The sequence below is a fragment of the Mesorhizobium sp. B2-5-11 genome (genome assembly GCF_006440835.1).
GTDB lineage: Bacteria > Pseudomonadota > Alphaproteobacteria > Rhizobiales > Rhizobiaceae > Mesorhizobium.
In genome coordinates this window covers 22,613-48,667 of the sequence record NZ_VFUK01000006.1, presented here as the reverse complement: position 1 = coordinate 48,667, position 26,055 = coordinate 22,613, and the positions used below count along the sequence as shown (strand labels likewise).

Genomic DNA, 26,055 nt, shown 5'->3' with positions numbered 1-26,055 from the left:
CGATGAGCTACACCAATTTCACCCTCGACATCGACGCCGACGGCATTGCGCTGGTCACCTGGAACATGCCGGACCGCTCGATGAACGTCTTCACCGAGAAGGTGATGCGCGAGCTGAACGCCATTGTCGACAAGGTGGCGGGCGACGCCGCCATCAAGGGCGCGGTCATCACCTCCGGCAAGGATACGTTCTCAGGCGGCGCCGACATCACCATGCTCCAGAAGATGCTGACGACCTTCGCGACTGAAAAGGGCAAGGATCTCGAAAAGGCCACCAGGGCGCTGTTCGAAAACGCCGGCATCATGACCGGCCTGTTCCGAAAGCTGGAAACATCGGGCAAGCCGTGGGTTTCAGCAATCAACGGCACCTGCATGGGCGGTGCCTTCGAAATGTCGCTGGCCTGCCATGGCCGCGTCGCCGCCGATTCCGACAAGGTGAAGATGGCGCTCCCCGAGGTGAAGATCGGTATTTTCCCGGGCGCCGGCGGCACCCAGCGGGTGCCGCGTCTCACCGACCAGCAGCAGGCGCTGCAAATGCTGACCTCCGGCCAGAACCTGTCGCCGCAGAAGGCGAAGTCGATGGGCCTGATCCACGAGATCGCCGAGCCGGCCAAGCTGGTCGAGACTGCGAAGGCCATGATCAGGAACGGCCTCAAGCCGGTAGCGCCGTGGGACGAGAAGGGATTCAAGTTGCCCGGCGGTCCGGTCTATTCGGCGGCGGGCGCCAATCTGTGGCCCCCGGCCATCGCCATCCTGCGCCGCGAGACCTATGGCAATTATCCGGCCGCCGCGGCGATCCTGAAATGCGTCTATGAGGGCCTGTTGGTGCCGTTCGACACCGCGCTCAGGATCGAACAGCGCTATTTCACGGAGATCATGCAGACCAAGGAAGCGGCGGCGATGATCCGCTCGCTGTTCGTGTCGCTGCAGGAATTGAACAAGGGCGCGCGCCGCCCGGCTGGCGTGCCGGAAACTAGGTTCAAGAAGATCGGTATTCTCGGCGCGGGCTTCATGGGCGCCGGTATCGCCTATGTCACGGCCAAAGCCGGCATCCCGGTGGTGCTGCTCGACCGCGACATGGAGTCCGCCGAGAAGGGCAAGGCCCATTCGGATGGTCTGATCTCGGATCAGGTGAAGAAGGGGCGTGCCAAGCCTGAGGACAAGGACAGGCTCCTGTCGCTGATCACGCCGACATCGGACTATGCCGACCTTGCCGGCTGCGATCTCGTGGTCGAGGCGGTGTTCGAGGATTCCGCGGTGAAGAAAAGCGCTATCGAACAGGCGGAAGCGGCGCTGAAGTCGTCGGCGGTCTTCGCGTCGAACACCTCGACCATTCCGATCACCGCCCTGGCCAAGAATTCGGCGCGGCCGAAGAATTTCATCGGCATCCATTTCTTCTCGCCCGTCGACAGGATGATGCTGGTCGAAATCATCCTTGGCAAGAAGACCGGTGACAAGGCGCTGGCCACCGCGGTCGACTTCGTGCGCGCCATCAAGAAAACGCCGATCGTCGTCAACGATACGCGCGGTTTCTACGTCAACCGCTGCGTCCTGCGCTATATGTCGGAAGCCTACAAGATGTTGATCGAGGGCGTTCCGGCGCCGATGATCGAGAACGCCGCCAAGGCCGCCGGCATGCCGGTCGGCCCGCTGGCGCTGACCGACGAGACGGCCATCGACCTCGCCCAGAAGATCATGAAGCAGACCATCAGGGATCTCGGCGAGAAGGCGGTCGACCCGAAGCAGATGGCGCTGATCAACACCATGGTCGACGACCACGGCCGCTTCGGCCGCAAGAACGGCAAGGGCTTCTACGACTATCCGGCCAAGCCGGCCAAGAAGAAGCTGTGGCCGGGCCTTAAGGAGCTCTATCCGCAGCTCAAGCCGGAGAAGGTCGACTATGCGGAATTGCAGCAGCGCCTGCTGGTCACCATCGCGTTGGAAGCGGCCCGGGTGATGGAGGAGGGCATCGTCACCGATCCGCGCGAGGCCGATGTCGGCTCGATCCTGGCCTTCGGCTTCGCGCCCTATACGGGCGGCGCGCTGTCCTACATCGACGGCATCGGCGCCGGGCAGTTCGTCAAGATCGCAAAGGGCTTGCAGAAGAAATACGGCGCCGAGTTCAAGGTGCCCAGGCTGCTGCTCGACATGGCCGAAAAGGGCGAGACTTTTTACCAGCGCTTCGACCCCTACGCGAAGGGCGACGTGAAGCAGGCGGCCTGAGCGTGGTCGGAATCAAAGGTGCCGCGGCGTCCCTTGCGCGTCCGAAAAGACGCGCCGCGCCGTAATGTATGTCTGGGGGCGCCTTGCGCGTATGATGGCCACGGCGGGCAGCCGTGGCTCCTACCAGATGGGTGATGAAAGCCGATTGGCCTTTCGCTGCCTGCCGACGGACATCGATTTTAACCGCCATCTCAACAATGCCCGCTATATGATGCTGGCGGACCTTGGCCGCATCGATATCTTCATCCGCGCCGGCCTCATCACTCTGGCGAGAACGAATGGCTGGGCGCCGATGATCGGCGGGCTGCAATCGGCCTATGTGCGTGAGATCAAACTGTGGCGGCGTTTCGAAGTGGTGTCTTCGATCGAGACCTGGGAAGGCAGCCAGGTCATCGGCAAGCACCGTTTCGTCCTCGACAATGGCGAGACCGCCGCATTGATCATGACGACAGCCGGCGTCTACGACCGCGCCGCCCGGCGCTTTCTCGATATTGACGAGGTCGTCGCCGCGCTTGGCCGCTCCGCCCAGCCGCGTCCGCCCAGCGAAGCCGAGCGGGCGTTCATGGCCTCGCACCGGAACCTGCGCGGGCAGGCCAAGCGGATCGGTTGACCCGGAAACCGGAATTGGCGCGGCCAGCAGGAAGATGTAGTGCCATGGCACAACCGGTGGACAAACCTTCATTCGAAGACTAGAAAGGAAAGGCATTTTTTCCTTTTTGCAAGGAGAGCGGAATTGCTCTCGCATGACCGTGTTTGGGCCGCCATCGACGCTCTGGCCGAGCGGTATTCGCTCTCGGCTTCCGGCCTGGCGAAGCGGGCCGGCCTTGATTCGACTGCCTTCAACAAGTCGAAGCGACTGTCGTCGGACGGCAGGCCGCGCTGGCCCTCGACCGAATCGCTGGCCAAGATCATCGAGGCGACGGGCGCTTCGCTCGACGAATTCACCGGGCTGATAGAAGGTCGGGCCGGCCACGGCGCGATGCCCGCCCGCGGGCGTGCCGTTCCGTTGCTCGGCTTTGCCCAGGCCGGCGCCGGCGGGTTTTTCGACGATGCCGGCTTCCCGGCCGGTCAAGGCTGGGATCTGGTGGAACTGCCGGCGCAATCGACCGAGAGTTCCTATGCGCTTCAGGTGCAAGGCGATTCAATGCTGCCGCTCTACCGCAATGGCGACGTGCTCATCGTCGAGCCGGCAGCCCTCATCCGCAAGGGCGATCGCGTCGTCGTCAAGACGACGGGCGGCGAGGTGATGGCCAAGGTGCTCGATCGCCAGACCGCTAGGTCGATCGCACTGGTTTCGCTCAATCCCGATCATCCGGACCGCGACATTCCCATGCGCGAGGTTGAATGGGTGGCGCGGATCGTCTGGGCAAGCCAATAGGGTGCGGGCTGGTGCGGCTTCCTCATCTTGTCCTTGCGGTTCTGATGGTCCCTGGAATGGCCGCGCTGGTAGTCGCCGGCGGCCGCGCGCTGAAGAGCGGCGAAGCTGCCGTCGGGGTGGAACAGATCGATCCGAGCGCCGATACGGTCTCTCAGCCAGGCACCGACGGTGTGCCGGAGGAGCCGGCCACATCGGCCATTGCCGCTCCGCCGCCCCCCGCCGCTAGCCCGCACTCGCGTGCGATCGATCCCCAAGTCGTGGCGCCGCCGGAGCTTCCCAGCAAGGAGCTGGAGCGGGTGGAGCCGCGCGCGCCGTTGAGCAAGCTGGCGCTGGCCATGCCGCCCAAGCCGAAAATGCCGGACGACTGGAAAGGGACGAAGCTGTTCCAGCCGGTCGCGCCCGCCGCCGGACTGATCGAGGCGAAGGGCTATTCTGTCGCGGTTTCCGGCGTCGACATTGTCGGGCAGGACGAGACCTGCACCTCGGACGGTAAATCCTGGCCCTGCGGCGTCCGCGCGCGCACGGCGTTCCGCGCCTTCCTGCGCGGCCGGGCGGTGGTCTGCGCCGTGCCGCCGGAAGGCGGCCGCGACCTGATCGCCGCCGACTGCCGGATCGGCAAGCAGGATGTCGGCCGATGGCTGGTCGAGAACGGCTGGGCGCGCGCCGCCAAAGGCGGCCCTTACGTCGAAGTCGGGGAAAAAGCGCGCAGCGAAAGGAAAGGCATTTTCGGATCGGCGCCAAGCCTTTCAGGCGTGCCTTCGATGCCGGCCGCCCGCGCCCCGGCGCCGCAAGCGCCGGGCTCGATCTTGGAAGAGGTCGGCGGCATTCTCAAGCCAGCTGACCAGCCAACGCCTTCTGAATGAGCCCGCGCGTCTCGGCGATGCCGTAGAGTGCCGCGAACGAGCCGAAGCGCGGTCCGCGCTCCTGCCCGATCAGCACCTGGTAGATCATCTGGAAGAAGGCGCCCGAAACGCCCGGACCACCTTCGGGGCTCTTCTTGGAATGATCCTGATAGCGTTCCACCTTGCGGGCGACGTTGAGCGCGGCATTCTGGATCGCCTCGCCGTCCGAGCCCGCCGGCAGGGCGCCAAGCGCCTGATCCAACGCTTCCAGCGCCTCCCGCTCGACGTCGTCGGGCGCACGGAAGGTCTTCGTCGGCTTCACGAAATCGTCGAAATAGCGGATCGCATAACCCGTCAGCCTGTCGAGCTCAGGGTGGGTCGCCGGCGTCACGCCCCGCACATGGCGCGAGATGAAGCCCCACAGCACGTCCTTGTTCTGCGCATTGGAGGCGCTGACCAGGTTGAGCAGCAGCGAGAACGGCACGGGCATGTCGATGGCGGGCGGATTGCCGTCGTGCATGTGCCAGACCGGGTTGCCCAGCCGTTCCTTCCAGTCCTGCCTCCGATAGGCTGCAAGGAAGGTGTAATATTCGTCCACGGCCCGCGGGATGACGTCGAAATAGAGCTTCTTGGCCTGTCGCGGCCGCTGGTACATATAGAGTCCCAGGCTCTCCGTCGGCGCGTAAGTCAGCCATTCGTCGATGGTCAGCCCATTGCCCTTGGATTTGGAGATCTTCTGGCCGTTCTCGTCCAGGAACAGCTCGTAGACGAAATGCTCCGGCGCGTGCCCGCCAAGGATGTTGCAGATGCGGTCGTAGACCACTGCATTGGTCTGATGGTCCTTGCCGAACATCTCGAAATCGACCCCGAGGGCCGCCCAGCGCATGCCGAAATCGGGCTTCCACTGAAGCTTAACCTTGCCGCCGGTAACTGGCAGCGTGGTCTCGGTACCGTCATCGTCGAAGGTGATGGTGCCCGCCCTGGCATCGACATGCTTCATGGGAACGTAGAGCACGCGGCCGCTCTTCGGCGAGATCGGCAGGAACGGACTGTAGGTCGCCTGCCGCTCCTCGCCCAGCGTCGGCAGCATCACCGCCATGATCTGGTCGTAGCGTTCGGCCGCGCGCAACAGCATCGCGTCGAAGCGGCCGGTCTTGTAGTACTGCGTCGCGCTGGCGAACTCGTAGTCGAAGCCGAACGTGTCGAGGAAGCGGCAGAGCATCGCGTTGTTGTGGTCGGCGAAACTCGCATAATCCCCGCCGAAAGGGTTGGGTACCGAAGACAGCGGCTTGTGCAGGTGCGGCTCCAGCGCCGCGCGATCCGGCACGCTGTCGGGTATCTTGCGCATCCCGTCCATGTCGTCGGAAAAGCACAGCAGCTTGGTGGCGACCTTGTCCTGCGTGATGACGCGGAAGGCATGCCGCACCATCGACGTGCGCGCCACCTCGCCGAACGTGCCGATATGCGGCAGGCCGGACGGGCCATATCCGGTTTCGAACAGCACCGTTTGCGGGAGTTCGCGGCCCTTGTAGCGCTCGATGATCTTGCGGGCTTCCTCGAACGGCCACGCCTTGCTTTCGGCCGCCGCCGTCAGCACTTCGGGATTGAGATCGATGATGTTTGATCCCGCCATGTCACTGTTTTCCAAATTAGACGCCGGCAAAGCCGCAAGTGAGGATTTTCAACCGGTCTCTATGCGCGCCTGACCGGAGCGTCAACGAGCGCGGCGCTTTTTCCTTGCAGCGCAGGGAACGCGTTCCTACCTTCGCAGCCCGTATCGAGGAGTTGTTGAATGCCGACCCCGCATGAAGCGCTGATCTACCTGATGGTCATCACCTCCGCCTCCGACCGCGACATGACGGATGTCGAGCTGGCGCGGATCGGCGAGGTCGTCCGCTCATGGCCGGTATTCGAGGATTTCGACCACGACCGCCTGGTTGGCGTCGCCCAAGCCTGCCAGAAGAAGCTGCATGAAAAGGGCGGGCTGGAGGGTGTCCTGGCAAGCGTGGCCGAGGCCCTGCCGGAGCGCCTGCGCGACACCGCCTATGCAGCCGCTTTCGAGGTCGCGGCCGTCGATCTCGAAATGCGGATGGAGGAGGTGCGGGTGCTCCAACTCATTCGCCTCAAGCTCGATCTCGACACGCTGACCGTCGCGGCGATCGCCCGTGCGGCCAAGGCGCGCCTGCGCACGCTGACCTGAGCGGCGACACTCAACCGACCGGAAGAAACTGATCGGGACCGGATCAGAAAAAGCTGACCGGGACCGGATCAGAAGAAACTGACCGGGAAATAGCGCAGGTAGAACTCGGCGAACGTGCCTTTCAGCGAAATCTCCTGCAGCGCGTAGTCGAGAGCGGCGGCCAGCGCCGGGTCATCGGATCGGGCGGCGACGGCCATGCCCGAACCCAGATATTCCGGCGCCAGATAAGGTCCGCCGGCAAAGCGGCAGCAGCCGGCCGCATCCGAACCGCCCAGCCAAAAGGCGAAACGCATGCCATCGCCGAAGGCGGCATCGATCTTGCCGGCCTTGAGGTTGGCGTAGAGGTCTTCCGGCCTGTCGAAGGTGACGACCTGAACGGTGTTGAAATAATCGCGCAGCATGCGCTCATGCGCCGAGCCTGATATCACGCCGACACGCTTGCCGCGCAGCTTGGCGAACAGCGGCTCGGTCAGCGCCTCGCCCTTCGGCATGATGAAGCGCGCCGGAAATTGCAGGTAGGAGCGCGAGAAGGCGTATGTCTGGCGTGACTGCGGCGTCGCGGCGATGCCGGCAATGATCGCTTCGCCTTCGCCTTTCTCAAGCGCTCCTTCGAGCTCGGTCCAGGGCAATGCCTGGATCTGACATTTGTCGACGATGCCGAGCTCGGCGCAGATGGCGCGCGCCAGGTCGATGTGGAAACCGGACAGCTTTCCCGCGGCGTCCAGGAAGTTGAAGGGCGGGAAATCGGTTGTGGTCAGGAACCGCAGCCGCGGCAGTGCGGAGAGCTCCGGTTTCGGTAGCCGCTCCTTGGCATCCCACAGCACCGGCACCTGCGGCTCGGCCGCGCGCGCGCGCTCACCCAACGCCAGCGACGCGATCAGCATCGACGCAAGGACGAGAGACCTCCGCTGGAACGCCATGATAAACTTCCATCGCACCTGTGTTCGCATCGGTTCTGGTACGAAAATAGTACAGGCACAATGCTTTTTGATTTCAACGCGTCGATTTCAGGATATGCTTTAGCAGGTTTGCAAACAGCGGTGGCTGCCCGGGTGGGGACCAGGGTCGAGAACCACAACCACAAGGCAACGCTTTGCAATCCCTGGTCGGTGGCGAAGTGCCAACAAGGCACGGATCATCGATTTCAACGAGGCAACATGGGGTTTGATGTTGCGATGGGTCAGTTCGATCGCACGCTGGAATACATAGATCACCTGCAGCAAGCCGGAACGGCGGCTGCGGTTTGCGAGAGGCTGTTGGGCATAACGTCGGATTTTGGCCTGACCGCTCTGATGGCGGGCACCGTACCGCAACCGGGCACGCCGACCGGCCAGCAAAAGCAGCATGTGCTGCTTTGCGACTGGCCTGTCGAATGGTTGGAGCGCTACGTGGCGCGCAACTATGTCGATCACGACCCGATCGTCAGCCACATGAAACAGTTGCAGGCGCCGTTCCAGTGGCGGGAAGCGGCCCAGGGCGTTAGCATCGACAGAAGCAGCGGCGAAGTGATGGGCGACGCCGTCGTGTTCAAGCTGCGCGACGGGCTGGCCTTCCCGCTGATCACGCTCGACGGCCAGATCGTCATGGTGTCACTGGGTGGCGAGGCCGTGGAACTGTCCGCCGCCGAGTTCGGCCTGGTGTCGCTGGTGTCGACCTATGCGGTGGGCCGGGCCATGCAGCTTCACACGAAGGCCAGCAAGACCATCGATAATGTCGAGCTGACGCCGCGCGAACGCGAATGCCTGCAATGGGCCGCCGTCGGCAAGTCCGAATGGGAGATTTCGCAAATCCTCGGCATCTCCGAACACACGTCGGAGAAACACCTCCTTAACGCCAAAAGCAAACTCGGCGCCGTCAACCGCGTACAGGCAGTCGCTGAAGCGATAAGGCGCGGCTATATTAGTTAGGTCGGCCGGGTCGGCCTAGAAATTCCTGCCTACGTGATCGCGTAATTTTCTTGCGAGGGCACGGCCGTATCTTCCTCTTGAACAGGAGACGGCAAAATGATTTTTTCCCTTACAACAAAAGAACTGATGGAACATCCCGATCTGTGGGAGGCCGTGCATCGGCTGCGCTACAGGATTTTTGTCGAGGAAATGGGGTGGGAGGACCTGCGGCGCCCCGATGGCTTCGAGATCGACCAGTTCGATCATGACGAAGCGGTGCATCAGATCGTCATCAGAGGCAACGAGGTCGCGGGCTATCAGAGGATGTTGCCGACCACGCGGCCGCATCTGCTAACGGAGGTGCTGACCGACCTTTCCGTGGGAACGCCGCCGTCGGGTCCGAACATCTGGGAACTGACCCGCTATGCGGTCGCTCCCGGCTTTCGCGACGGCCGCCGAGGTGTTTCGACCGTCGGTACCGAACTCATTGCCGGCTTCGTCGAGTGGGGGCTGAAGCGCGGCGTCGACAAGGTGATCATCGAGTTCGAGCCGATGTGGGTTCTGCGCGCGCTCCAGCTGCATTTCCTGGCCACACCGCTGGGCTATCAGCGCACCTATGGCAACCAGCAGGTCGTCGCGACGCTGCTCACCTTCAATGAGCACACGCTGGATGTGGTGCGTTCGCGCCGCAATCACCACGCTCCCGTTCTGGCCAGGGGATATCCCGATATGTTCGGGCAAAGGCGGGCGTCATGAGATCGGAAACGGCCATGAACGCGCACCCGCAACCCGAACTGCGCAACCACACGCTGATCGTTACCGTATCGTCGACCGACGGCCGGCCGGTGCTCGACAGAAGGGCCTATGAAAGCCTGGCCAGGACATTTCACGAAGCCGCCGACAATGACGATGTGCGTGTCGTCGTGCTGCGCGGTCTGGCGGGCTGCTTCTGCCTCGGCGGCGATTTTTCCGAATTTCTCGAGGCTACCAAGCACCAGAAGCTGATCGCCGCCGTCACCGACATGTTCCGCACGCTGGCGACGTTCCCCAAACCCATACTGGCCTGTGTCGACGGCGATGCGGTCGGCGTTGGCTGCACCATCCTGTTCCATTGCGACATGGTGATCGCGTCCGCCGAAAGCACGTTCCGGGTGCCGTTCGTCGATTTCGGCCTGGTGCCGGATGCCGCGACCAGCATCCTGGCGCCGCAGAAGCTCGGCTACGCCGGCGCCTTCCGCTTTTTCTGCCTCGGCGACACGCTGCGCGCCGACGACGCCAGGGCGCTCGGCCTGGTCGCCGAGATCGTCTCCGAAGGCAGCGTCGAGGAGGCAACCCTCGGCCGGGCAAGGCAGCTCGCCAGGAAGCCGGTCGCCGCGCTGCTGCAGACGCGCGGCCTGCTCAAGGGGAACCCCGCGGAACTTTGCGAACGCATCGATCAGGAGATTTCGTTGTTCCAGCAGGCGCTGCAGGACGACACCACGTTGCGGCGGCTGCAGCGGATTGCCCGGTTGGCGGCCTGAGCGTCGCGCCGAAGGCGTTGCGCCACGCGGTCCAGTGCCGCGTGGCGCAGGCACCGTCAGTCCTGTTTTGCCAGGAATGACGGCCCTTCGCCGATGATTTTCTTGTCTTCCTTGCCGATGATGTCGAGGTCGCGGCCGTCATAAGGCAGCGACAGGAGGATGCGCCGCATCACCGCCAGCCGCGCGCGGCGCTTGTCGTTGGCCCGCACGATGACCCACGGAGCGAATTCCTTGTGGGTGCGCTCGAACATGGTATCGCGCGCCCTGGTGTAGTCGTCCCACTTGGTAATGCCGGCAATGTCGATCGGCGAAAACTTCCAGCTCTTCAGCGGGCTGTGGCGGCGATCGTGAAATCGCTCGAGCTGCGTCTCCCGGCCGATGTTCAGCCAGAATTTGAAGAAGTGAATGCCGTCATTGACGATCATCCTTTCGAAGTGCGGCGTCTCGTCGAGAAACTTCTCGTGCTGTTCGGGCGTGCAGAAGCCCATCACCGGTTCGACGCCGGCGCGGTTGTACCAGGAACGGTCGAACGTGACGAATTCGCCCGCGGTCGGGAAATGGTCCGCATAACGCTGGTAGTACCATTGCCCCAGCTCGGTCGGCGTCGGCTTGGTCAGCGCTACGTTGCGTGCCGTGCGCGGATTGAGGTACTGGCGCAGGACGAAAATCGTGCCGCCCTTGCCGGCCGCGTCGCGGCCCTCGAACAGCGCCATCATCCGCTTGCCTGTCGACTGCAGCCACGCCTGCGCCTTGACCAGCTCGATCTGCAAGGCCTCGAGCGTCTCGTCATACTCGTCGCTCTTCATCTTCTTGTCGTAGGGATAGCCACCCGCGGTCAGCTTGCGCTCCTCGACCCAGTCCGGCAGTGCCGGATTCTCGATGTCGAACTCCCGCTCCTTGCCGTTGATCCTGAGCTTCAGCGGCCCCTGGGTCGGCGCGGCGGTGTTTTCCTTGGCTTTTTTCATCGAGGCGAACCTTTCCAGCTTACGGACTCGTGCTATTGAGCCATTGCAGTGCCGCGCGCCGCTTCAGACGCAAAGGGCGCTGCACTTTTGGATTTTGCGCATGATCCTTTCCGAAAATCGATTCTGATTTTTCGGCGTCATGCGCCAGGCCGGTCCAGCGAAATTGCCGGACCGGGAGCGGGGCGCAGGCGCGAATGGCGGACCAGGGCGCAGACGAGAAGGGTATGGCGCAAGCGCTTGCCGCGCGGCTGTGGAACAGCCGATGGTTGCTGGTCGCCGGTCTTGTCGCGGTCATGGCGGTTTATGCCTTTGCGGGCATTTCCGCCTATGTGCTGCTGCCGGCGCTGGCTTTGCTGCTGGTGGCGGCGATGATACCGGCTGGAGCCACGCGCCAGCCCGGCGAAAGCGGCGCGGCGATCGAGGCCATCGGCCTGCAACGCCTGTCCGGCGAATATCTGGCGGCGGCCGTCGCCGACCCCTTGATCATCTTCGACCATGCCGCGGCGATCGTTCATGCCAACGCCGCCGCCTTCGCCGCCTTTGGCGGCATCGCGCCTGGCGTATCGTTGTCGCTGAAATTCCGGGCGCCGGAAATGCAGGCTCTTCTGGACGGCGTGCTGTCGGGCGAGGTCGCGTCGGATGTCATCGATTACACCGAGAGGCTGCCGGTCGAGCGGACTTACCGGGTCAGTGCCTCCTCGGTCGGTCACGGCACCGATCTCTACGTGATGGTGTTCAAGGACCAGAGCGAAGCGCGCCGCATCGACCGCATGCGCGCGGATTTCATCGCCAATGCCAGCCACGAATTGCGCACGCCGCTCGCCTCGATATCGGGTTTCATCGAAACGCTGCGCGGACCGGCCCGCAATGACCCGGCGGCGCGCGAGCAGTTCCTGCAGATCATGCAGAACCAGACCGGCCGCATGGCACGCCTGATCGATGACCTTTTGTCGCTGTCGCGGCTGGAGATGAAGCCCTATCTGCGGCCGGGGACCGAGGTCGACCTGCGCCAGACCGTCGACAGCGTCATCGATTCGCTGGCCCCGCTGGCGCGGGAAAACGGCGTCGTCATCGAGCGGGATTTCGCCGACGGCCCTCTCGACGTGCCGGGCGATCGCGACGAACTGTTCCAGGTCTTCGAGAACCTTCTGGAAAACGCCTGCAAATATGGGCAGTCGGGCGGCCGCGTGGTGGTGTCGATCGCGCGCGGCGACGCCGAGGGCGAAGCGGGCATCGACGTGACGATCAGGGATTTTGGCCCCGGCATTCCCGAGGAGCACATTCCGCGCATCACGGAGCGCTTCTATCGCGTCGACGTCGAGAGCAGTCGAACCCAGAAGGGTACAGGCCTTGGCCTGTCGATCGTCAAGCATATCCTGACGCGCCACAACGCCAGGCTCTCGATCAAGTCCGAAGTCGGCAAGGGCGCCGCCTTCTCGGTTCATTTGCCGGCGGCCTGAGCCGCCCTAGTTTCCAAGCTGCCATTTCTTTTTTCTGTCATCCGGTTAGCGTATCAGCGGGGATTCGAGGAAACGACTCAAAATCAGATCATCCGTGGGAAGGCATCCGGTCATGCAGTCCGTGCACATAGTCAGCGCCTATGACGAGGAGCTGAAAGATCTGTCGAAGCGCATCGCCGCCATGGGCGGACATGCCGAACGCATGGTCGAACAGGCGATCTCCGCCCTGGTCAATGCCGATCCCGGCCTTGCCCAGAAGGTGATCCGCGACGACGCCGTCCTCGACGAAGGCCAGCGCGAAATCGACGACAGGGCAATCATCATCATCGCCCGGCGCCAGCCGATGGCGACGGACTTGCGCGAGATCGTCGGCGCGATCCGCATCTCGGCCGATCTCGAGCGGGTCGGCGATCTCGGCAAGAATGTCGCCAAGCGTGTGGTGGCGGTTGCCGACGGGCGCCAGCCGACCAGCCTGTTCCGCGGCCTCGAAGCCCTGGCCGACCTGGCGTTGACCCAACTCAAGGAAGTGCTCGACGTCTACGCCTCGCGCTCGGTCGAAAGGATCGGCTTCGTACGTGACCGCGACGACCAGATCGACGCCATGTACACGTCGCTGTTTCGCGAATTGCTGACCTACATGATGGAAGATCCGCGCAACATCACGCCTTGCACGCATCTGCTGTTCTGCGCCAAGAACATCGAACGCATCGGTGACCATGCCACCAACATTGCCGAGACGATCTACTATATCGTCACCGGCGACCAGATGCCGAGCGAGCGGCCGAAGGGCGACAAGACGGACAAGATCGGCCTTTCCGCAACGCAGCCGGTCAAGTGAACGCACTTTTTCTCGAACGCTTGGTCGTATTGCGCTAGACTATCCCTGAGGCAAGCCTGCTGGTTCCCAGCAAAGGCAGTGCTTCGGGAGGCTGCGATGGAATATGTCCGGGACTTCAAGCCCGCGCCGCCGACATCGGCCGTCATCGCCTCCAGCGTCTACACAGCCGGGCGCCGCATCGCCGACATCCCGATCGAGGAAGCCGGCACATGGGCCAGGAAAGCGGGACACGTCGTGTGGATCGGGCTGCTTGAACCCGACCGCGAGCTTCTGCTGCGCGTGCAGGCGCAATTTCATCTGCATGAGCTCGCAATCGAGGATGCCGAGCATCCGCACCAGCGGCCGAAGATCGAGCAATATGGTGATGCGCTGTTCATCGTCGCCCGCACCGCGCAGCTGATCGAGGGCCGCGTCACCTTCGGCGAGACGCATCTGTTCGTGGGCAGCGGCTACATCGTCAGCGTCAGGCACGGCCCTTCGACATCCTATGCTGTGGTGCGCCAGCACTGGGAAAGCTGCCCGCATTCACTGGCCAAGGGCGAGGATTTCGTCCTCTATGCCATTCTCGATTTCATCGTCGACAACTACATGCCGGTGCTCGAGCAGATCGAGGATGAGGTCGAGGCGATCGAGGACCGGGTCCTGCTGAAGCCGATGACCGGCCCCGATATCGAACGCCTTTATATGCTGCGTCGCGATCTGTTGCGGCTGCGCAATGCCGCACTGCCGCTGGTGGAGGTCTGCCGCCGGCTGACCAGCGCCGACCTGCCGCAGATCCATTCAGCCATGCACCCGCTGTTTCGCGACGTGACCGACCATATCCGCACCGTCCAGGAAAAGATCGACAGCTTGCGCGAAGTGCTGGCCTTTGCTTTCGAGGCGAGCCTGCTGGTGGGCCAGAGCCAGGAAACGGCGATCTCCAAAAAGCTCGCCTCATGGGCGGCAATCCTGGCCGTGCCGACAGCCTTCGCGGGCATATACGGCATGAATTTCAGCGACATGCCGGAACTGAAGATGGAATACGGCTACCCGATGGTGCTGCTGGCGATCGCGCTGATCTGCAGCTTCCTCTACTGGCGGTTTCGCAAGAATGGATGGCTGTGAGAGTAGGGCAGTAGGCAGTAGGCAGTAGGCAGTAGGCAGTAGGCTAAACGCTCGGGAGCGCAAATTCAAAACATACTGCCCTACTGCCCTACTGCCTTAGTCCCTTATCTATTCCGCCGCCGCTCCGCTGCCGGCTGGAACGCCACGCGGGCATGGTATTTACAATAGGGTCCGGTTTCGGCGGCTTCGTTGCCGCAGAAATTGAAGTCCTCCGACAGCGGATCGCCGTTCGGCCATTTGCAGGTGCGCTCGGTGAGTTCGGTGAGCTGGAGATGCCGCGAGATCGGCACCACCACATTCTCGACCGGCCGGATATAGTGGCGGGCCACCGGCTCGGCATCGAACTGCGCTTGCAGCGCCGTTGCTCCGATCGATGTCGTGACGTGGCGGGTCGCACTCGCGGGGCGCGACACCGATTTCTGCGCGCCCGACCCTTGCGCCGTCTTCTTCTGGCGTGCCGGCGCTGCCGTGGCGCGCCCGCGGCCCGACAATTTCAGCCGGTGCACCTTGCCGATGACGGCATTGCGGCTGACCCCTCCAAGCTGGGCAGCAATCTGGCTTGCGCTCAGACCTTCCGACCACAGTTTTCTCAAGAGTTCGACCCGCTCGTCAGTCCAATTCATGACCGCGCTCCTGCTAAGCGTACGGCAATCGGAATCCATTCCCGGCCCAGCACCACTGCTGGGGCAGACACCACATATATCTGGTGATTAGGTCCGCCGCACGAAATCTAGTTATTTCCCGACTACAACTACCTTATGCGCTGACTCGGTGACAAGAGTCCGAAGTGCAACACGAATCGGTTTTTTCGGTTTTCCCCAACTTGCCAGCTCACTTATGAGCCGGCGTCCCGTCGGGAGGCTTGCCGCGCGCCACTACGCGACGTTTTCGTTGACTTCATGGCTGAAAAACCCGATAAGCCGCAAAGGCCGCCGCTTTGGCGGCTTTTTTGATTTTCCGGTTCCGGAGACGCATATAATGAGCGGTTCGGCGCTTTTCGAGACCTTTGCTCGCGCACCCCTGGCCTTCGATCACGGGGAAGGCACTTGGCTGGTTACCGACAAGGGCGAGCGATATCTCGACTTTGCCGGCGGCATAGCCGTCAATTCGCTGGGCCACGGCCATCCGCATCTGGTCGCGGCGCTCACCGAGCAGGCTGCCAAACTCTGGCACGTCTCCAATCTCTACGAGATCCCGGGGCAGAGCCGGCTCGGCGAGCGGCTGGCCGACGCCACCTTCGCCGACAAGGTGTTCTTCACCAATTCTGGCGCCGAGGCGCTGGAATGCGCGATAAAGACGGCGCGGCGCTACCATTTCGTCAAGGGGCATCCCGAGCGCTTCCGCGTCATCACTTTCGAGGGCGCCTTCCATGGCCGCACGCTGGCGACCATCGCGGCCGGCGGCCAGTACAAATATCTCGAAGGTTTCGGCCCCAAGGTCGAGGGTTTCGACCAGGTCGGCTTCGACGATATCGACGCCGCCGAAAAGGCGATCACGCCGGATACCGCGGCGATCCTGATCGAACCGGTGCAGGGCGAGGGCGGTATCCGCCCGGTGCCGACACAGTCGCTGAAGCGGCTGCGGCAGCTCTGCGACCAGCACGGCCTGCTGTTGATCTACGATGAGGTCCAGTGCGGCATCGGCCGCACCGGCAAGCTGTTCGCGTATGAATGGTCGGGGGTCGCTCCAGACATCATGGCCATCGCCAAAGGCATTGGCGGCGGCTTCCCGATGGGCGCTTGCCTTGCCACCGACGAGGCGGCTGTCGGCATGACCGCGGGCGTCCACGGCACTACGTTCGGCGGCAACCCGCTGGCCATGGCGGTCGGCAATGCCGTGCTCGACGTGGTGCTGGAGGAGGGCTTCCTGGCGGATGTGCAGCGCAAGGCGCTGTTGTTGAAGCAAGGGTTGGCAGGGGTGGCCGACGAATTCCCCGAGGTCATCGAGGACATCAGGGGCACGGGGCTGATGCTGGGCCTCAAATGCGCCATGCCCAACGGCAAGGTGAACATGGCGCTGCGCGACCAGCATCTGCTCGCGGTTCCGGCCGGCGACAACGTCATTCGCCTGCTGCCGCCGCTCACCGTCACGGACAGCGAGATCCATGAAGCGCTGGAGCGCATTCGCGCCGGCGCCAAGGCCCTGTCCGAGGCCATCGCCGCTGAAGCCGCGAAGTAAATTCGAAAGCTCCTGATGTCACTTCGTCATTTCACCGACCTCTCCGCCGTTTCCGAAGGCGACCTGCGCTCCATGCTGACCGACGCAGTGGAGCGCAAGGCGCGCCTCAAGGCGGGCGAGCGCTCGAAACCGCTCGAAGGCAAGGTGCTGGCGATGATCTTCGACAAGCCGTCGACGCGCACGCGCGTCTCCTTCGATGTCGGCATGCGTCAGCTTGGCGGCGAGACCATCATGCTGACCGGCACCGAGATGCAGCTCGGCCGCTCCGAGACCATCGCCGACACCGCCAAGGTTCTGTCGCGCTATGTCGATGCCATCATGATCCGCACCACGTCGCATGAGCGGCTGCTGGAGCTGACCGAGAATGCGACCATCCCGGTGATCAACGGGCTCACCGACGATACCCATCCTTGCCAGCTGATGGCCGACATCATGACCTTCGAGGAGCATCGCGGTCCGGTCGCCGGCAAGACCATCGCCTGGACCGGCGACGGCAACAACGTGCTGCATTCGCTGCTGGAAGCCTCGGCGCGGTTCCGCTTCAACCTCAACGTCGCCGTGCCCGAAGGCAGCGAGCCGGCGCAGAAGCATGTCGACTGGTCAAAGGCGCATGGCGGCAAGCTCTCCTTTACCCGCTCGCCAGAGGAAGCCGTCGACCAGGCCGACTGCATCGTCACCGACTGCTGGGTGTCGATGGGCCAGGAGCACCGCGCCCGCGGCCACAACGTGTTTTCGCCCTACCAGGTCAACGCCAAGCTGATGGCCAAGGCAAAGCCCGACGCGCTGTTCATGCATTGCCTGCCGGCGCATCGCGGCGAGGAAGTGACGGACGAGGTCATCGACGGTCCGCATTCGGTGGTCTTCGACGAGGCCGAGAACCGGCTCCACGCCCAGAAGGCCGTGCTTGCCTGGTGTCTTGGGGCCTGAAGTGGACTTGAAGTGTCTTGGCGCTTGACGTGCCGGGGAACTTGATCTCCGGAGGCGCGATGCCTATCTGCGCGGCATCACGCAAATCAAGCGCGTTTAGACGCATGCTCCCCAAAGGGCGGCATGGCCGCGCCCTGGAGCTTTGTCATGCTGGAAACCCATCAAGTGGCTGAACATCACCCCAAACTCGGCGAATTCGGTTACGCCGGCGATGATCACGTTGTGCCCTTCGAGGTCGGCCCGCTCGATGTGCGCGGCCGCACCGTTCAGCTCGGGCCGATGCTCGATGCGATCCTTGGCCGCCATGATTATCCCGAGCCGGTCGCCCGGTTGCTGGCGGAAGCCTGTGTGCTGACGGTGCTGCTCGGCACCTCGCTCAAGTTCGAGGGCAAGTTCATCCTGCAGACCCGCACCGACGGCCCTGTCGACATGCTGGTCGCGGATTTTTCCACGCCCTCGGCGCTGCGCGCCTATGCGCGCTTCGATGCCGACCGGCTGGAGGCGCTGATTGCGGCCGGCGAGACCTCGCAGCAAACGCTGCTCGGCAATGGTGTGCTGGCGCTGACCATCGACCAAGGTGCTCACACGCAGCGCTACCAGGGCATCGTCCAACTCGACGGCGAGACCCTGGAAGAGGCCGCGCGCACCTATTTCCGCCAGTCGGAGCAGATCCCGACCGATCTCCGGCTTTCGGTCGCCAAGCTTTTGACGCCCGGCCCCGGCGGCGCGCGCGAGCAGTGGCGGGCGGGCGGCATCCTGGCGCAATTCCTGCCGCAGGCCTCCGAGCGCATGCGCGTTCCTGACCTGCCCGGCGGGGATGGCGATCCGCGCGAGGAGATCCACGATCCCACAGACAATTCCTGGCAGGAATTGCTGGCGCTGCTCGGCACCATCGAGCCGACCGAACTGATCGATCCGACCATCGGCGCAGAGCGGCTGCTCTATCGTCTGTTCCACGAGCATGGCGTGCGCGTCTTCGGCGGCGTTCCCGTCGCCGATCAGTGCTCATGCTCCCGCGACAAGATCCGCGGCATCCTCGAGGGCTTCTCCGCGCAGGAGATCAAGGACAGCACCGAGGACGGTGGGATCCACGTCGCCTGCGAGTTCTGCTCGACGCAATATGACTTCGACCCGGCGGAATTTACGACGCAGTAGGGTTCCACCTTCTCCCCGTTCTACGGGGAGAAGGTGCCCGAAGGGCGGATGAGGGGCGGCGCTGCCCCTCATTCCTGCCGGACATTTCTCGCCGTATAGTGACGGGGAGAACGACGCTGTCGCCGATTTCGCCTCGTCTAATTCACCGTCCGCCTTGTCCCCGGCAGGTCGAGTGAGAAGGCGGGGATGGCGATGTCGAATGTCTCGCCCCGCTCGTTGCGCATGGTGTAGTGACCGACCATGATCCCCGACGGGGTCGAGAGCGGACAGCCCGACGTGTATTGATAGCTGTCGCCGGGATTGAGTTCGGGCTGATCGCCGACCACGCCGGCACCTCGCACTTCCTCGACCCGGCCGGCGCCGTCGGTTATGTGCCAATAGCGCGACAACAGCTGCACGAATTCGTCGGACTGGTTGTCGATCGTTATCTGGTAGCCCCAGACATAGCGGTTTTCCGAAGGATCCGAGCGGTCCTCGAGATAGAACGGCCTGACCTGCACTTCGATGTTGCGCGTGACGGCGCGGTACATGAGCGGCTCCAAAACAAATCCGGTGTGGAACATTCGGCGCTCTTTGCGGTTCGATCAACCGTGCGCGTCCGAGTTGCTGTCCCTGAAGGGCAGGTGCCGACAAACAATGTCATTTGAGTGACACATGACAATGATGGTGTGCACCAGCAATGCCGGGCGACTCGGGCGCTCTGTCGAACTGTCGAAAACGGCCGCCAAGCGGGCCGGGTTTTCTGGAGTGACCGGATATCGATGGAACTCGCTCTCATAACCGGCTCGCTTTCGATCGCTCTCATCGCCTCAAATCTCGCCAGCATCCTGCTCGCCTGCTCGCGCCTGAAACGGCGCGCCGCCATCGCGCCGCCGGCCGGCAAGCCGCTGCCTGTCTCGATCGTCATCCCGGCGCGCGGCGTCGAGCCGTTTACCCATGAGACGCTTGAGCGCGCTTTCTCGCTCGACTGGCCGCGCTACGAACTGATCTTCTGTGTCGCCCATGCCGACGACCCCGCGGTCAAGCCGATCCGCGCCGCGATTGCCCGCTTTCCAGCCGTGCCGGCCCGCCTGCTCACCGGCGACGACCGCGTCAGCGCCAACCCGAAACTGAACAACTGCGTCAAGGGCTGGGAGGCAGCGCGCCACGACTGGGTCATTCTCGCCGATTCCAACGTGCTGATGCCGAAAGACTACGTCCAGCACCTGATGGCGGCATGGCGGCGGGACACCGGCCTGGTTTGCTCGACGCCGATCGGTTCGCGGCCCGACGGCTTCTGGGCAGAAGTCGAATGCGCTTTCCTCAACACGCTGCAGGCGCGCTGGCAATATGCCGGCGAGGCGCTTGGCCTCGGCTTTGCCCAGGGCAAGAGCATGTTGTGGAACAAGCAGATGCTCGACGCCAATGGCGGCATCCGTGCGCTCGCCGCCGAGATCGCGGAGGATGCCGCGTCGACCAAACTGGTCAACAGGCTCGGCCTGCGCGTCAATCTCGTCGCTTCGCCCTTCGAGCAGCCGCTCGGGCAGCGCATGCCGGGCGAGATCTGGTCGCGCCAGGCCCGCTGGGCGCGCCTGCGCCGCGTCACCTTTCCGCTGTTCTTCGCACCCGAGATCCTGACCGGCGTGGCGGCTCCGCTCGTGCTGGCATTGATCGCCGCGGCCAGCGCCGGCGTCAGCCTGCCCATGACAGCGCTTTGCGTGCTGGCGCTCGCCTACCTGCCGGAATGCATGCTCGCCTCGGCAAAGGGCTGGTATCTGTCGCCGCGCATCGTCACCGCGATGATCGCACGCGACCTGATTTTGCCCGCGATCTGGATGCGCGGTTGGCTGGGCGGGGCCGTCGACTGGCGCGGCAACGCCATGACCATCGGCACCCAGGCGGCCGAGCTCGAAGAGACGCCCTCCCGCGCTTGATGTCGGCAGTTCAGCTTGATGTCGAGGAAGGTTATCGTATATACAAAAATTGTTGAACTAGGCTCTATTTTTGTGTATACAATAACCTATGGAGCGCCCCGACGGCGATGCTGTTCGAGTGGGATGAAAACAAGGCAAAGACAAACAGGGCCAAGCATGGCGTGGATTTCGCGATCGCTCCGTCCTTCGATTTCGCCAATGCCGTTATCCGGCTCGATGACAGCGAGGATTTTGGCGAGGATCGTCTTGTTGCCATCGGTCTGATCGAGGCTGGCGTTTATGTGATGGTCTATGTCGAGCGAAGCCATGCGATCCGGGTAATTTCGCTACGCAAGGCAACGAGACAGGAGATTACGGACTATGTCGAAAACCTCTAAGACGATCGTTCGCCGCGAGGCTACTCCCCCAAAGCAGTCGCGCGCTGATGCTTTGGGGCTCGCCAGAAAGGCGCTTGGCGCGAGGACCGACGAGGAAGATGCTGCGATCACTGCCGCCGCCGAGGCCGATCCGGATGCGCAGCCGACCGATGCCGCTTCGCGCCGCAAAGTTGGCCGACCGCCGCTTGCGCGACCCAAACGTGCGGTACAGTTGCGCCTCGACGCCGATGTTGTCGACCGTTTCAGGGCCGGTGGTGATGGCTGGCAGACGCGCATGAACGAAGCGTTGCGCAAAGCGGCAGGTCTGTAATCCTCGGTCTGCCACCAGTCCTCATCGGGCCTTCAACGCCTGCGCGATGTCGTCCAGCAAATCGTCGGTATCTTCCAACCCGACCGACAGCCTGAGCGTGCCGGGTCCGATGCCGAGCTCGGCGCGCGCTTCGTCGCTGAGGTTCTTGTGCGTCGTCGTCGCCGGATGGGTGATCAGGCTTTTGGCGTCACCGAGATTGTTCGAGATCAGGACGATGTCGAGCGCGTTCTGCAAGGCGAAGGCACCCTGCTTGCCGCCCTTGACGTCAAAGCAGATCAGGGTGGAGCCGCCCGACATCTGCTTCTTCACGACGTCAGCCTGCGGATGGTCGGCGCGCCCGGGATAGATCACGCGGGCGATCTCCGGCTGCTCGGCCAGAAAATCGGCGATCTTGCCGGCGCTCTCCGTCTGCTGGCGCACGCGCAGCGGCAGCGTTTCCAGGCCCTTCAGCAGCGTCCAGGCATTGAACGGCGACAGGCTGGGGCCCGTATGGCGGAAATAATCGTGCAGGTTCTCGTCGATCCACTTCTTGTCCGACAGGATGACGCCGCCGAGACATCGGCCCTGGCCATCGATGTGCTTGGTCGCCGAATAGACCACGATATGCGCGCCGAGCTGCAACGGCTTCTGCTGCAGCGGCGTGGCGAAGACATTGTCCACGACCAGCCGCGCGCCGATCGAATTGGCAAGCGAAGCGACGGCGGCGATGTCGACCACCTCAAGCGTCGGGTTGGTCGGGCTTTCCAGGAAAAACAGCTTGGTGTTGGGCCGAACCGCCTTTTCCCAATTGGCGATGTCGGTGCCGTCGACCAGCGTCGCCTCGATGCCGTAACGCGGCGCCAGCGTCTCGACCACCCAGCGGCAGGAGCCGAACAGGGCGCGCGCCGCAACGATATGATCGCCGGCCTTGACGCTGCACAGGAGTGCTGCCGTCACCGCCGCCATGCCGGACGCGGTGGCGCGCGCGTCCTCGGCGCCTTCGAGCGCGCACATGCGCTTCTCGAACATGTCGACGGTCGGATTGGCGTAGCGCGAATAGATGAAGCCCGGTTCCTCGCCCTTGAAGCGGGCTTCGGCGGCTTGGGCCGTTTCATAGACATAGCCCTGGGTCAGGTACATCGCCTCGGAAGTTTCACCGAAGCCGGAACGCAGGGTCCCGCCATGCACGAGTGCGGTCTGAGGCTTCCAGTTGCGCGTCTTGCTCGTCATCGTCCTATCCAAACATAAAAAAACCGGCCGCGAAAAAGTCGCAACCGGTCCATGCGGCCTTGCGGCCCGACGGTCCTTTAGCGACTTGTTTAACGTGGCTGCAAGCCGACCGGCCAAATCACCACGGGATAACGACCCTTTAGACCCGCGCCACGCTTGCGTCAATTGCCGGCTTCATTAAGAGACTTGTACCAGCAGAGCGGAGCCAGACTTTGCGGCAGACAGGAATTCTTCCCGATCAGGACATTGCGGCGCTGTTCCAGTCCGGCGCGCTGAAGTCGTCGCGTGCGCTCGACGCCGACCAGATCCAGCCGGCCAGCCTCGATCTGAGGCTCGGCGACAAGGCGTGGCGGGTGCGCGCGTCCTTCCTGCCGGGTCCCAACCACAAGGTCAGTGAAAAACTCGACCGGCTGAAGCTGCACGAGATCAGCCTGGCCGACGGCGCCGTTCTGGAAACCGGCTGCGTCTACATCGTGCCCCTGCTCGAAAGCCTGGCGCTGCCGGCGGAAATTTCGGCGTCCGCCAATCCCAAGAGCTCGACCGGGCGGCTCGATATCTTCACCCGCGTGATGACCGATCGCGGCCACGAGTTCGACAAGATCGCCGCCGGCTATCATGGTCCGCTCTATCTCGAAGTCAGCCCACGCACCTTCCCGATCGTCGTGCGCGCCGGCTCGCGCCTTTCGCAGATACGCTTCCGCACCGGCAATGCGCTGCTCTCGGAAGCAGAGTTGCATCAATTGCACCGGGCCGAAATGCTGGTCGCCACCGAACCGCCGAACATCTCCGGCGGCGGCATCGCATTGTCGATCGATCTCAACGGCGACAGTGACGGGCTGGTCGGCTATCGCGGCAAACACCATACCGGCCTCGTCGATGTCGACAAACGCGCGGCGCAGGAGATCGTCGACTTCTGGGAGCCGATCCACAAGAGCGGCGCCGGCGAGCTGGTGCTCGATCCGGACGAGTTCTACATCCTCGTCAGCCAGGAAGCGGTGCATGTGCCGCCGCTCTACGCGGCCGAAATGACGCCCTTCGATCCGCTGGTGGGCGAGTTCCGTGTCCACTATGCCGGCTTCTTCGATCCGGGTTTCGGCCATTCGGCGGCCGGCGGCACCGGCAGCCGCGCCGTGCTCGAAGTGCGCAGCCATGAGGTGCCGTTCATCCTCGATCATGGCCAGATCGTCGGCCGGCTGGTCTACGAGCATATGCTGAAGCGGCCGCAGGCGCTTTACGGCACCGAGCTCGGCTCGAACTACCAGGCGCAGGGCCTGAAGCTGTCCAAGCACTTTCGCGCCGCGCCCTGAACGCTCATCACCGTCAGGCAAGATACTTGCCTGCGCCGGCTCGCCATGCTTGGCTGCCTCGCCGGCCGCCGACGTGGCGGCGCTCAAGGGGAATGAAAATGCAGATTTCGAAATGGATAATATCGGCGGCGGCCGCCGCCATGCTGACGCTTGGTGCCGGCGCCCTGTCGGCGCATGCGGCGGAGAAAATCAAGATCGGCACCGAGGGAGCCTATCCGCCGTTCAACACCATCACGCCCGACGGCAAGGTCGAGGGCTTCGACATCGACATCGCCAACGCCTTGTGCGCGCAGATGAAGGTCGAATGCGAGATCGTCACCCAGGACTGGGACGGCATTATCCCGGCGCTGCAGGCCAAGAAGTTCGACGCCATCATCGCTTCGATGAGCATCACCGAGGAGCGCAAGAAGCAGGTCGCGTTCACCCACAAATACTATACGACGCCGCTGTCGCTCGTCGCCCTGAAGGACAGCGACATCGCCTCGACCGAACCGGCGGCACTCACCGGCAAGACGGTCGGCGCCCAGGCGGCGACCACGCAGGCCAACTACGCCCAGGACGTCTATGGCAAGGCCGGCGCCGAAGCGAAGCTCTATCCGACCCAGGAAGAGGCAATCACCGATCTCCAGAACGGCCGCCTCGACGCCGTCCTTTCCGACAAGTTCGTGCTGATGGACTGGATGAAGAAGGCGAGCGACGGTTGCTGCAAGATGGTCGGCGACGTCAAGGGCACCGAGACCGAAGCCGGCATTGCCGTGCGCCTCGAGGATACGGCGCTGCGCGACAAGCTCAACGCAGCCATTGACGCCATCGTCGCCGACGGCACCTACAAGAAGATCCAGGACAAGTATTTCGATTTCGATATTTATTGAGATCTGAGACGCTTCTTACCTTCTCCCCTTGTGGGAGAAGGTGGCCTCGCGAAGCGAGGTCGGATGAGGGGTGTTCCAGGGAACGCCAACGCCTCACTCCGGCCAGCACCCCTCAACCGTCTCGGCGCTGCGCGCTGATCCACTGCCCTGGGGCGAGCCACGGGTCTCGCCCCGTCCTTCGGATCCCACAGGGGAGAAGGAATGATGGCCACCCTCACAGCGCCTTCACCGCCACCTTCACCGGCTTTTCGATTTCGAGCGGGTTGCGCAGCGGCAGGCCGAAATCGCCGGCCTCGATCTCGAACACGTCGCCGGCCTCGGTCTTGATGCCGTCGGCGAAGGACAGGGTCGCGGTGCCGAACATGTGCACATGCACGTCGCCCGGCTGGCGGAAAGCCGAATATTTGAAATGGTGGTGTTCGAGATTGGCGATGGTGTGCGACATGTTCGCTTCGCCCGACAGGAACGGCTTTTCCCACATCAACTTGCTGTCGCGCCAGATGCGTGAGGAGCCCCTGATGTCGGCGGGCAGGTCGCCGACCAGGATCTCCGGTCCGAAGGAAGCGTTGCGCAGCTTGGAATGGGCGAGAAAGAGGTAGTTCACGCGTTCGGTCACATGATCGGAAAATTCGTTGGACAGCGTGAAGCCGACCCGGAACGGCGCGCCGTCGTCGCCGATGACATAGATGCCGGCAACCTCGGGCTCCTCGCCGGCATCCTTGGCGAAGGCCGGCGACAGGAGCGCGGCACCCGGCGCCACGGCCATCGTGCCATTGCCCTTGTAGAACCATTCCGGCTGCACCCCGATCTGGCCTTTCGCGGGTTTGCCGCCTTCCAGCCCCATGCGGAACATCTTCATGGAATCGGTGAGCTGCTCCTCGCCGTCGGTGCTGAGCTTCTTGTGCATGGAATCGCGCGTCGCCGCCGAGCCGAGATGCGTTAGCCCCGTGCCGGTCAGATGCAGATGCGCCGGATCGGGATGATTGATCGGCGACAGCAGCCGCCCCTTCTTGTAGGCGGCGTCGAGATCGACGGTCTCGCCGAGCCCCTTGCGTTCGATCAACGCGGCAAGGCCCACGCCGGTACGAGCGGCTTCCATCGCCAGCGAATAGACGCTGCGCGCGCCGTTGATGATCCGGGTCTTGCCGCCTGTGCGGGCAACGACACGGATGGTCTCGGCGTCGTCGAGAATCTGCGAGATCAGCATGATCAGTCCTCTCTCATATGTCTTGGCATGGCTGCCTTCTGGCAAACCCTGACCTGCGCGGCTCGGACTGGCCGTGCCACGGGTTGAACTCTTCGTCCGGATTGCGCTCGCGAGCCCGGTCCCTGAAGGACTTCTTCAAGCCGGCGAATTGCCGGCAGCGCCGCGACCGTATGCCTCCTGCTTGC

General features: G+C 63.5%; 26 protein-coding genes and 1 riboswitch. Of the genes, 19 read left to right on the top strand and 7 right to left on the bottom strand.

Going from position 1 to position 26,055, the window contains the following annotated elements:
* Window positions 1-2: 2 nt before the first annotated feature.
* The 4 genes from FJ490_RS19500 to FJ490_RS19485 all read left to right on the top strand — a co-directional run bounded on the left by FJ490_RS19500 (window position 3) and on the right by FJ490_RS19485 (window position 4,463).
* Entirely contained in the window at window positions 3-2,222 is a 2,220-nt protein-coding gene (locus FJ490_RS19500) for a 3-hydroxyacyl-CoA dehydrogenase NAD-binding domain-containing protein (protein WP_140728884.1), read from the top strand.
* A gap of 64 nt (window positions 2,223-2,286) precedes the next feature.
* Window positions 2,287-2,832: a thioesterase family protein gene (locus FJ490_RS19495; protein ID WP_140523944.1), complete on the top strand. Its 546-nt coding sequence runs from the start codon at window positions 2,287-2,289 to the stop codon at window positions 2,830-2,832.
* A 123-nt stretch (window positions 2,833-2,955) separates the two neighbouring features.
* Window positions 2,956-3,600 (top strand): helix-turn-helix transcriptional regulator, encoded by a 645-nt coding sequence (locus tag FJ490_RS19490; RefSeq protein WP_140496665.1) that lies wholly within the window; start codon window positions 2,956-2,958, stop codon window positions 3,598-3,600.
* 11 nt (window positions 3,601-3,611) lie between these two features.
* Window positions 3,612-4,463 (top strand): thermonuclease family protein, encoded by an 852-nt coding sequence (locus FJ490_RS19485; RefSeq protein WP_348640083.1) that lies wholly within the window; start codon window positions 3,612-3,614, stop codon window positions 4,461-4,463.
* Here the strand turns inward: FJ490_RS19485 and FJ490_RS19480 are convergent.
* On the bottom strand, window positions 4,429-6,075 hold the full coding sequence (locus tag FJ490_RS19480; RefSeq protein ID WP_140523947.1) for a lysine--tRNA ligase: 1,647 nt from the start codon (window positions 6,073-6,075) through the stop codon (window positions 4,429-4,431). The genes FJ490_RS19485 and FJ490_RS19480 overlap by 35 nt on opposite strands.
* Before the next feature lie 159 nt (window positions 6,076-6,234).
* On the opposite strand from FJ490_RS19480, the gene FJ490_RS19475 reads away from it, so the two are divergent.
* Window positions 6,235-6,642 carry a tellurite resistance TerB family protein gene (locus FJ490_RS19475; protein WP_140496659.1) on the top strand — a complete coding sequence of 136 codons (408 nt, stop codon included), beginning with the start codon at window positions 6,235-6,237 and terminating at the stop codon, window positions 6,640-6,642.
* A 68-nt stretch (window positions 6,643-6,710) separates the two neighbouring features.
* Here the strand turns inward: FJ490_RS19475 and FJ490_RS19470 are convergent, their stop codons facing one another.
* Entirely contained in the window at window positions 6,711-7,562 is an 852-nt protein-coding gene (locus FJ490_RS19470) for a transporter substrate-binding domain-containing protein (protein ID WP_140728885.1), read from the bottom strand.
* Between the two features lie 60 nt (window positions 7,563-7,622).
* On the opposite strand from FJ490_RS19470, the gene FJ490_RS19465 reads away from it, so the two are divergent.
* From FJ490_RS19465 to FJ490_RS19455, 3 genes are all read left to right on the top strand, one after another.
* Complete coding sequence (locus tag FJ490_RS19465) at window positions 7,623-8,549, top strand: LuxR family transcriptional regulator (RefSeq protein WP_224647240.1); 927 nt, start codon at window positions 7,623-7,625, stop codon at window positions 8,547-8,549.
* Between the two features lie 96 nt (window positions 8,550-8,645).
* Complete coding sequence (locus tag FJ490_RS19460; protein ID WP_140629547.1) at window positions 8,646-9,284, top strand: acyl-homoserine-lactone synthase; 639 nt, start codon at window positions 8,646-8,648, stop codon at window positions 9,282-9,284.
* Entirely contained in the window at window positions 9,281-10,048 is a 768-nt protein-coding gene (locus tag FJ490_RS19455) for an enoyl-CoA hydratase-related protein (protein WP_246672682.1), read from the top strand. Before FJ490_RS19460 ends, FJ490_RS19455 begins: the two co-directional genes overlap by 4 nt.
* A 56-nt stretch (window positions 10,049-10,104) precedes the next feature.
* Here FJ490_RS19455 and ppk2 read toward each other — a convergent pair whose 3' ends face one another.
* On the bottom strand, window positions 10,105-11,013 hold the full coding sequence (gene ppk2 / locus FJ490_RS19450; protein ID WP_140670920.1) for a polyphosphate kinase 2: 909 nt from the start codon (window positions 11,011-11,013) through the stop codon (window positions 10,105-10,107).
* A gap of 194 nt (window positions 11,014-11,207) precedes the next feature.
* On the opposite strand from ppk2, the gene FJ490_RS19445 reads away from it, so the two are divergent.
* The 3 genes from FJ490_RS19445 (at window position 11,208) to FJ490_RS19435 (ending at window position 14,415) form a co-directional block, all read left to right on the top strand.
* A complete protein-coding gene (locus FJ490_RS19445) occupies window positions 11,208-12,473 on the top strand; it encodes an ATP-binding protein (RefSeq protein WP_140685020.1) in 1,266 nt (421 codons plus the stop codon).
* Window positions 12,474-12,585: 112 nt separating this feature from the next.
* On the top strand, window positions 12,586-13,311 hold the full coding sequence (phoU, locus tag FJ490_RS19440) for a phosphate signaling complex protein PhoU (protein ID WP_140513249.1): 726 nt from the start codon (window positions 12,586-12,588) through the stop codon (window positions 13,309-13,311).
* Between the two features lie 96 nt (window positions 13,312-13,407).
* The gene (locus FJ490_RS19435; RefSeq protein WP_140496643.1) at window positions 13,408-14,415 is read left to right on the top strand and encodes a magnesium and cobalt transport protein CorA; all 1,008 of its coding nucleotides are present in this window, start codon (window positions 13,408-13,410) and stop codon (window positions 14,413-14,415) included.
* A 104-nt stretch (window positions 14,416-14,519) separates the two neighbouring features.
* Here the strand turns inward: FJ490_RS19435 and FJ490_RS19430 are convergent, their stop codons facing one another.
* The gene (locus FJ490_RS19430; RefSeq protein WP_140496642.1) at window positions 14,520-15,038 is read right to left on the bottom strand and encodes a GcrA family cell cycle regulator; all 519 of its coding nucleotides are present in this window, start codon (window positions 15,036-15,038) and stop codon (window positions 14,520-14,522) included.
* A gap of 355 nt (window positions 15,039-15,393) precedes the next feature.
* On the opposite strand from FJ490_RS19430, the gene FJ490_RS19425 reads away from it, so the two are divergent.
* From FJ490_RS19425 to FJ490_RS19415, 3 genes are all read left to right on the top strand, one after another.
* On the top strand, window positions 15,394-16,593 hold the full coding sequence (locus tag FJ490_RS19425; RefSeq protein WP_140685019.1) for an aspartate aminotransferase family protein: 1,200 nt from the start codon (window positions 15,394-15,396) through the stop codon (window positions 16,591-16,593).
* 15 nt (window positions 16,594-16,608) lie between these two features.
* The gene (argF, locus tag FJ490_RS19420; RefSeq protein WP_140496638.1) at window positions 16,609-17,520 is read left to right on the top strand and encodes an ornithine carbamoyltransferase; all 912 of its coding nucleotides are present in this window, start codon (window positions 16,609-16,611) and stop codon (window positions 17,518-17,520) included.
* A 123-nt stretch (window positions 17,521-17,643) separates the two neighbouring features.
* Window positions 17,644-18,675 carry an Hsp33 family molecular chaperone gene (locus FJ490_RS19415; protein WP_140513251.1) on the top strand — a complete coding sequence of 344 codons (1,032 nt, stop codon included), beginning with the start codon at window positions 17,644-17,646 and terminating at the stop codon, window positions 18,673-18,675.
* A gap of 137 nt (window positions 18,676-18,812) precedes the next feature.
* Here FJ490_RS19415 and apaG read toward each other — a convergent pair whose 3' ends face one another.
* The gene (gene apaG / locus FJ490_RS19410) at window positions 18,813-19,205 is read right to left on the bottom strand and encodes a Co2+/Mg2+ efflux protein ApaG (RefSeq protein ID WP_140496634.1); all 393 of its coding nucleotides are present in this window, start codon (window positions 19,203-19,205) and stop codon (window positions 18,813-18,815) included.
* Window positions 19,206-19,436: 231 nt separating this feature from the next.
* Here apaG and FJ490_RS19405 point away from each other — a divergent pair, with 231 nt between their 5' ends.
* From FJ490_RS19405 to FJ490_RS19395, 3 genes are all read left to right on the top strand, one after another.
* Window positions 19,437-20,588 (top strand): ceramide glucosyltransferase, encoded by a 1,152-nt coding sequence (locus FJ490_RS19405; protein ID WP_140560867.1) that lies wholly within the window; start codon window positions 19,437-19,439, stop codon window positions 20,586-20,588.
* Between the two features lie 107 nt (window positions 20,589-20,695).
* A complete protein-coding gene (locus tag FJ490_RS19400; RefSeq protein WP_140513255.1) occupies window positions 20,696-20,965 on the top strand; it encodes a BrnT family toxin in 270 nt (89 codons plus the stop codon).
* Complete coding sequence (locus tag FJ490_RS19395) at window positions 20,949-21,275, top strand: BrnA antitoxin family protein (RefSeq protein WP_140496628.1); 327 nt, start codon at window positions 20,949-20,951, stop codon at window positions 21,273-21,275. Before FJ490_RS19400 ends, FJ490_RS19395 begins: the two co-directional genes overlap by 17 nt.
* Window positions 21,276-21,296: 21 nt before the next feature.
* On the opposite strand, the gene FJ490_RS19390 is transcribed toward FJ490_RS19395, so the two are convergent.
* Window positions 21,297-22,484: an O-succinylhomoserine sulfhydrylase gene (locus tag FJ490_RS19390; protein WP_140560866.1), complete on the bottom strand. Its 1,188-nt coding sequence runs from the start codon at window positions 22,482-22,484 to the stop codon at window positions 21,297-21,299.
* A 57-nt stretch (window positions 22,485-22,541) separates the two neighbouring features.
* Window positions 22,542-22,619: riboswitch (SAM riboswitch) on the bottom strand.
* Window positions 22,620-22,696: 77 nt separating this feature from the next.
* Between FJ490_RS19390 and FJ490_RS19385 the strand changes: the two genes are divergently transcribed.
* On the top strand, window positions 22,697-23,791 hold the full coding sequence (locus tag FJ490_RS19385) for a 2'-deoxycytidine 5'-triphosphate deaminase (RefSeq protein WP_140496624.1): 1,095 nt from the start codon (window positions 22,697-22,699) through the stop codon (window positions 23,789-23,791).
* A 98-nt stretch (window positions 23,792-23,889) separates the two neighbouring features.
* Complete coding sequence (locus FJ490_RS19380; protein WP_140496622.1) at window positions 23,890-24,663, top strand: ABC transporter substrate-binding protein; 774 nt, start codon at window positions 23,890-23,892, stop codon at window positions 24,661-24,663.
* 214 nt (window positions 24,664-24,877) lie between these two features.
* Here FJ490_RS19380 and araD1 read toward each other — a convergent pair whose 3' ends face one another.
* The gene (gene araD1 / locus FJ490_RS19375) at window positions 24,878-25,870 is read right to left on the bottom strand and encodes an AraD1 family protein (RefSeq protein WP_140550479.1); all 993 of its coding nucleotides are present in this window, start codon (window positions 25,868-25,870) and stop codon (window positions 24,878-24,880) included.
* Window positions 25,871-26,055 lie beyond the last annotated feature (185 nt).